Consider the following 6,472-nt stretch of genomic DNA (forward strand, 5'->3'; position numbering starts at 1 on the left):
ACCGCTGCGTGCTCAGTCGGAAGACCGCTGCCGGTTGGCAGGATTTCACCTGCCGGCAGTTCGCCGGGTACGTCCAGGCCGTTGCCAAGGTGCTGTTGTCCCACGGCGTCGCGCACGGCGACCGCGTGGCCGTGCTGGGCCGAACCAGCTATGAGTGGGCGGTCGTCGATTTCGCGGTTCTCAGTATTGGTGCGGTCACGGTTCCGATCTACCCGACGGCTTCGGAACTGCAGATGCGGCATGTACTCACCGATTCCGGAGCAAGCTGGTGTTTTGTCGAGACCGAGGCCCAGCAGGCCCAGCTCCGTCAGATCGGCGGTAGTGGCCTGCGGGCCGATGTCTGGCTGCTGGAGACGGTCGAGGCCTGGCACGACGGCGATCAGGACGGGCCGTCAGCACTCCGGGGACTGCGGTCTCCGGGCGCGCGATCTGACGATCGTCGCGCGCCCTTTGACCCGCTAGACGCCGAGTACGACGATCGTCGTGGCAGGGTGCGTGCCGACGACCTTGCGACGATTGTGTACACCAGTGGTACCACCGGGGTACCCAAGGGATGCATGCTCACCCATCGCAACATGTACGCGTCCTCGGCCAACACGGTCGAGCACACCGGGCAATTGTTCCGCAGTGTGCGGGGAGAGCAGGCGACGACCCTGCTGGGCCTGCCGCTCTCGCACGTCTTCGGTCGGACCATCCTCATCGCCTGCCTGTACGCCGGCACCCGGACGGGACTTCTGCCGGGCGTGCCGGAGCTGATCGCCGAGTTCCCGACGTTCCGGCCCACGTTCCTCGCGCTCGTCCCGTACGCGCTGGAAAAGATCCGCAAGCGGGTCCGTGAACCGGCGGCAGGCGGTGTCGGGGTGGTCGACGCGGCGGCGGAGCGGATCGCGATCGAATTCGGGCTCGCCAGGGCACGCGGGCTCGCGGGCCAAGTGGATGCACAGCTGCGGGACGCCCACGCCGCGTTCGACGAGAAGATCTACAGCCGGGTGCGGGAGTCCTTCGGCGGTCGTTTCGAATATGTGATCTCCGGTGGCGCGTCGCTCGACGACACGACCGCGGCGTTCTACGGCGGCCTGGGGGTGGAGATCCTCAACTGCTATGGGCTGACCGAATCGGCCACGGCGGTGACGGTGAACGTCGCGGCCACCAACCGGATGGGCAGCGTCGGACGCCCGATTCCGGGCACCACGGTGGCGATCGCCGACGACGAGGAGCTGCTCGTCCGCGGCCGCAACGTCTCGCCGGGATACTGGCCCGGGTACTGGCCGCCGGCCCGTGAGCCAGCCGCGCAGCCAACCGAGGGTGATGCGGTCCAGGCTGGCGACGGCCCCTGGCTGCACACCGGTGATCTTGGTCGGCTTGACGAGGACGGCTTCCTCTACATCACCGGCCGTCGCAAGGAGATCCTGGTCACCAGCGGTGGCAAGAACGTTTCGCCGACACCGCTGGAAGATCGCGTGCGCCTGCATCCACTGGTGAGCAACTGCATGGTGATCGGTGATGCACGCCCGTTCGTCAGCGCGCTGGTCACCGTTGACGGCGCGGCCCTCCAGACCTGGCTGGCGGGCCGGGAAACGGCACCGGCCGACGACTCCTGGCGCCATGATCCCGATCTGGTCGCGGAGATTCAGATCGCGATCGACGATGCGAACAGCCTCGTCTCCCGGGCCGAGTCGATCCGGGCCTTCCGGGTGCTCGCGACCGACTTCACCCTGGACCGGGGGCATCTGACGCCTTCCATGAAACTGCGTCGGACGGTGATCGAGAGCGATTTCGCCGCGGACATCGCCGCGCTGTACGGGTGACCGCACCGCCGTTCTCGCTGACGTTTCCCGACCGTTACCGATGCACGGATCCATTGTGTCGACCAATCGGTCGATGGCGTATGGACACAGTTGTTGACCGCACTTCCGGCGGTTGTGGAAAATTGATACGTATTCGTGCCGGGGTGCCGTGGCACCCCGGAGCTCGTCCGAGTTGACGACAGGAGCACATTTTATGTACGACGTTATCGTTGTTGGTGCGCGCTGCGCCGGTTCATCGTTGGCGATGCTCCTGGCCAGACGCGGTCATCGGGTCCTCGTCGTTGACAGATCAACCTTCCCGAGTGACACCATATCGACGCACTATATTCAGCAGACCGGCCTTGCACGACTCCGGGACTGGGGTCTGCTCGACAGTGTCGCGGCGACGGGCGTCCCGGCGATGAAGCACCTGACCCTGTCCTATACCGGCATCCATGTCGAGGGTTTCGCCGACCCGATCGAGGGCATCACCGAGGTCTATTCTCCTCGTCGCACGGTGCTGGACAAGATCCTGGTCGACGCGGCCCGCGCGGCCGGGGCGGAGGTCGTCGAGGGATTCACCGTCCAGAATGTGATCTTTGAAGACGGTCGCGCCGTCGGTATCCGTGGCCAGTTCGGCGACGAATCGGAGAAGGAATTTCGCGGCTCGTTCGTGGTCGGCGCGGACGGCCGGAACTCGACGGTCGCAGACCAGGTCAGCGCCGACTTCTACCGTGTCGTACCGGCTACCTGCTTCGTCTACTACTCGTATTTCGGCAATCTTGACTGGTCCTTCCAGCACCGGACCAGCTTCAACCAGCAGCAGATAGGCGCGTGGCCGACCAACGACGGTCTGCATCTGGTGTCGCTGTTGCGCCGGCGGGAGCACTTCAGTGAGTTCCGCGCCGACGTGGAGAACAGCTTCCACGCCGTGTACGACGAGGTGGTACCCGATCTCGGTGAGGACCTGCGGACGAACGGAAAGCGGGCGGAGAACTTCCGGGTCATGCGGTACCCGGACAACTACTACCGCCGATCCAACGGGCCGGGCTGGGCGCTGGTCGGAGACGCCGGTTACCACAAAGACCCGTTCACCGGCTGGGGAATCACCGACGCGTTCCTGTACGCCGAGCTCCTCGCGGACCACCTGCACCAGGGGCTGTCCCAGGAGCGACCGGTGGACGACGCCGTGGCGGACTACGCGAGGATCCGCGATGAGCGGAGCAAGGGAACCTTCGAGTTCACCTGCGTCCTTTCCGAGCTCACCCTGCCGCCGTTCTTCGAGGCGGTCCTGCGTGCCACGAGCCAGAGCCCGGAGTACACCAAGAAGTTCTTCGGTCTGATGGCCGGGGGGATCCACGGCGAGGAGTTCTTCGCGCCGGAGAACCTGGAGAAGCTCTACGAAGAGGTTGGCACGCCGCGCGACGAGCGTCTGCTCAAGGCCGCCTGACCGGCGGGCCCGCGGTGTTGGCACGCCGCCGGTCCGGTCGGTTCCCGACAATGATTGTGGAGTGTGCCCCGTGAACCCCGTGCCTGCCGCGAGCGCCAGCCCGCCGGATATCGCGCAACGCACCCGGATCTTCGTCCGCGAGCACGTCTTCCCGGTCGAGCGGGAGATCGTGGTTGCCGGGCGTCACATGGACGATGTGCTCCGGGTGGAGCTGCAGACGGCCGCCCGGGCGGCGGGGGTCTTCGGCCCGCTGTCGCCGGTGGCCTACGGTGGCCTCGGCCTCGACACCCGCGCCCAGGCCAGGGTGCTGGAAGCCGCTGGTACGAGCCTGATCGGTCCGATTGCGGTGGGCGCCTCCGCTCCGGACGACGGCAACATCCACCTTCTTGCCCACCTCGCCACCGCACCGCAGGCGGAACGGTACCTGGCGCCGTTGGCGCGCGGTGAGGTCCGTTCGTCCATCGCGATGGCCGAACCGTCACCAGGTGCGGGATCGGATCCCGCGATGCTGGCGACGGTCGCGGAGAAGGTCGCCGGTGGCTGGAAGATCAATGGCGCGAAGCACTTCACCACCGGTGCCGACGGAGCGGCGTTCACCATCTGCATCGCTGCGACCCCTGGTGGCACGACGATGTTCCTGGTTGATCAGGACAACCCGGGGCTCAAGGTGGGCCGCCGGATGCCGACACTCGATCACAGCGCCCCGGGCGGCCACTGTGAAGTCACTTTCAGTGACTGTTTTGTTCCCGATGACGCTGTGCTCGGGGAGGTTGGACGCGGTCTTGAGTATGCCCAGGTGCGGCTGGCCCCCTCCCGCCTCACCTTCTGCATGAACTGGCTGGGGTTGGCCACCCGGGCGCACGCGATGTCGGCCGAGCGGATCGTGAACCGCACGGCATTCGGGATACCCGTCGCCGACCACGGAATGGCCCAGGCGCACGTTGCCGACAATGAGATCGATATCGTGGCCGCCCGAGCGCTCATCTACTCGACCGCCACCGTTATCGACGAACAGGGCTCGGTCAGCGGTGCGGCGCGCCACGCGGCCTCGATCACCAAGACCTTCGTGTCGGAGGCCGTGTGGCGGGTGCTCGACCGTGCGGTCCAGCTCTACGGCGGGCTGGGTGTGTGCGAGGACGAACTGGTCGCCCGGTTCCTCGTCGAAGCGCGCGCCTTCCGAATCTACGAGGGTCCGTCCGAGGTGCTTCGATGGTCCATCGCCCGCCGGGTGCTCCGGGCCTATCGGTGACCGGCCGTCACATTCCTATCGAACATCCACGGTGAATCGGCTGGTACGAAATCCGCATCAGCGCCGGTACGTCGTGGCTCCACCGTCTTTTCCGCATCATCTGGTGATCAGTTTGAAATCCGTTCACGGCCTGGTCCATCAAGGATGTTGGGATGATGAGTGTGACGAATGATACGCAGGTTTCGCGCGCTGAGACCGGATACGCGATTTTTGCCGGGGCGACGAACGGGATCGTCGACTACGAGCGCATCCGCGAGATCGCCAACTCGCTCGTTCCCTTCGGCCGCTTCGTCGGAGTCACCATCACCGAGGTGGGTCCCGACCGGGCGGTCGTCGAGATCCCCGAAGGTGAGAACCTCACCAATCACCTGGGCACCGTTCATGCGGGTGCGCTCTTCCTGGCCGCTGACATCGCCAGCGCCGCCGCGGCAGCCGGCGCCGTGGCGCCCCGGCTGGCCCGGGTCGAGTACATGGTGGTCCGGGATGCCCGGTCGACCTTCCGCAAGCCGGCCGCCGGTCGAATCCGTGCGATCGCCACCGTGGATGAGCGAGAAGTGCGCCGCGTACTGGCCAGCGATGCCCCAGAGCAGTTCGATCTGGATGCCAGGGCACGCCTCTACGACGACGCCGACGGGCTCGTTGCCCGGTTCCATTTTGAGTTCGCCTGCAAGATCCTGGCTGGCTGACGGGCATCCGACCGTATTTCCGCACGCATTGTCGGCCCGCGGAAGGCGCCAGTAGTCCACACGCTGTGACGGGAGTCCCCATGTCAGTGAGCTCGACCGGTCGTGACACGCCGGACGGCAACGCCACCAGGCGCCCATCGGAGTTCGCCGCGCTCGAAGCGATTCCGGTGACCACCGACGACAACGTCACATTCGTGATCAGGGTGCTTCCACAGGATGATCCAACCGTCCCGGTGGCGCTGATTCTGCCGGCGATGGCGCTCAAGGCGAAGTTCTACCTACCGCTGGCCAAGACTTTGCACGCGTCGGGTCTGTCGGTGGCGATGTGCGATCTGCGGGCCCAGGGGGAAAGCACACCCGGACTCGACAAGAAGTCGGCATTCGGCTATCGAGAGATCCTCGAGGTTGATTTTCCCACCGTCATCAAGGCTGTTCGTTCGCGCTTTCCCCAGGCTCCGCTGTATCTGTTCGGACACAGTCTCGGCGGTCAGCTCTCCGTGCTCTACGCGGCATCAGCGCCTGAGGATGTGGCCGGGGTCTGCATCATCGGTGCCGGATCCGTCTACTGGAAGGCCTTCGGTCCCAAGCGCTGGGAAGCCCTGTGGAAGATCCAGATGATCGGTCTGATCGCCAGGTTGCGCGGATACTGGCCCGGCGGCATGCTGATCGGCGGCGCGATGGCGGGCGGTGTGATGATCGACTGGGCGCGGCACTCCCGGACGAGCCGATACCAGCCGCGGGGTACGAAGCGGGACTACGATCAGCTGTTGAGTGAGCTGGCCATTCCCGTCCTGGCGATCTCCCTGGACGGTGACCGGCTCGGGCCGCGGTCCAATGTCGACTTCCTCTGCGGCAGGATGCGGTCCGCAAAGATCACCCCTTGGCACCTGGACGACTCCGCTGGTGTCGCGCACCTCGACCACTTCGAATGGATCAAGGATAGTGGGATCATCGGGTCCGCGGCGGCATCCTGGATCATCGACGGGCAGCTGCCTGCGCCGTCTCGGTAGACCTCACCGCTGCGGGTGCAACGGAACCGTCGGGCCGTGTCTGCCGAGCCGGTACATCCATCGGTGGTCGTGTACATCCACCGGTCGTGTACATTGTGTCGGCACCTGTTCAATGGGATCGGTGGGTGTCACGGAATAGGTTACCGGTTTCCACGAAGGCAGCGGCGGCCGCTCATGCGCAGACACATTTGCTGGAACGCGCCGGTGAACACCGTGACAATGGACCGGTAAATGCGGGGTAGAAAGATGAAATTTCCGCCGCGTTGACACTGCCAATCGTCTCCCTCGAT

5 protein-coding genes are annotated in these 6,472 nt (G+C 65.6%); all 5 read left to right on the forward strand.

Annotation, left to right across the window (positions count from 1 at the left end):
• A partial coding sequence (locus U9980_RS18870) for a long-chain fatty acid--CoA ligase (protein ID WP_322769129.1) occupies positions 1 to 1,808 on the forward strand: 1,808 nt, incomplete at its 5' end.
• Positions 1,809 to 2,001: 193 nt separating this feature from the next.
• Complete coding sequence (locus tag U9980_RS18875; RefSeq protein WP_322769130.1) at positions 2,002 to 3,237, forward strand: NAD(P)/FAD-dependent oxidoreductase; 1,236 nt, start codon at positions 2,002 to 2,004, stop codon at positions 3,235 to 3,237.
• A 79-nt stretch (positions 3,238 to 3,316) separates the two neighbouring features.
• On the forward strand, positions 3,317 to 4,486 hold the full coding sequence (locus U9980_RS18880; protein ID WP_416210321.1) for an acyl-CoA dehydrogenase family protein: 1,170 nt from the start codon (positions 3,317 to 3,319) through the stop codon (positions 4,484 to 4,486).
• 152 nt (positions 4,487 to 4,638) lie between these two features.
• A complete protein-coding gene (locus tag U9980_RS18885; protein ID WP_322769132.1) occupies positions 4,639 to 5,172 on the forward strand; it encodes a YiiD C-terminal domain-containing protein in 534 nt (177 codons plus the stop codon).
• 80 nt (positions 5,173 to 5,252) lie between these two features.
• Positions 5,253 to 6,182 (forward strand): alpha/beta fold hydrolase, encoded by a 930-nt coding sequence (locus U9980_RS18890; RefSeq protein ID WP_322769133.1) that lies wholly within the window; start codon positions 5,253 to 5,255, stop codon positions 6,180 to 6,182.
• Positions 6,183 to 6,472: the final 290 nt, after the last annotated feature.

This window comes from Protofrankia sp. Cr1, from assembly GCF_963555865.1.
In the GTDB taxonomy this organism is placed as follows: Bacteria; Actinomycetota; Actinomycetes; order Frankiales; family Frankiaceae; genus Protofrankia.

Excerpts from the sequence above, each read along its gene's own strand:
- U9980_RS18885 (WP_322769132.1), top strand. The coding sequence starts at position 4,639 with ATGATGAGTGTGACGAATGATACGCAGGTTTCGCGCGCTGAGACCGGA.
- U9980_RS18890 (WP_322769133.1), top strand. The coding sequence starts at position 5,253 with ATGTCAGTGAGCTCGACCGGTCGTGACACGCCGGACGGCAACGCCACC.
- U9980_RS18875 (WP_322769130.1), top strand. The coding sequence starts at position 2,002 with ATGTACGACGTTATCGTTGTTGGTGCGCGCTGCGCCGGTTCATCGTTG.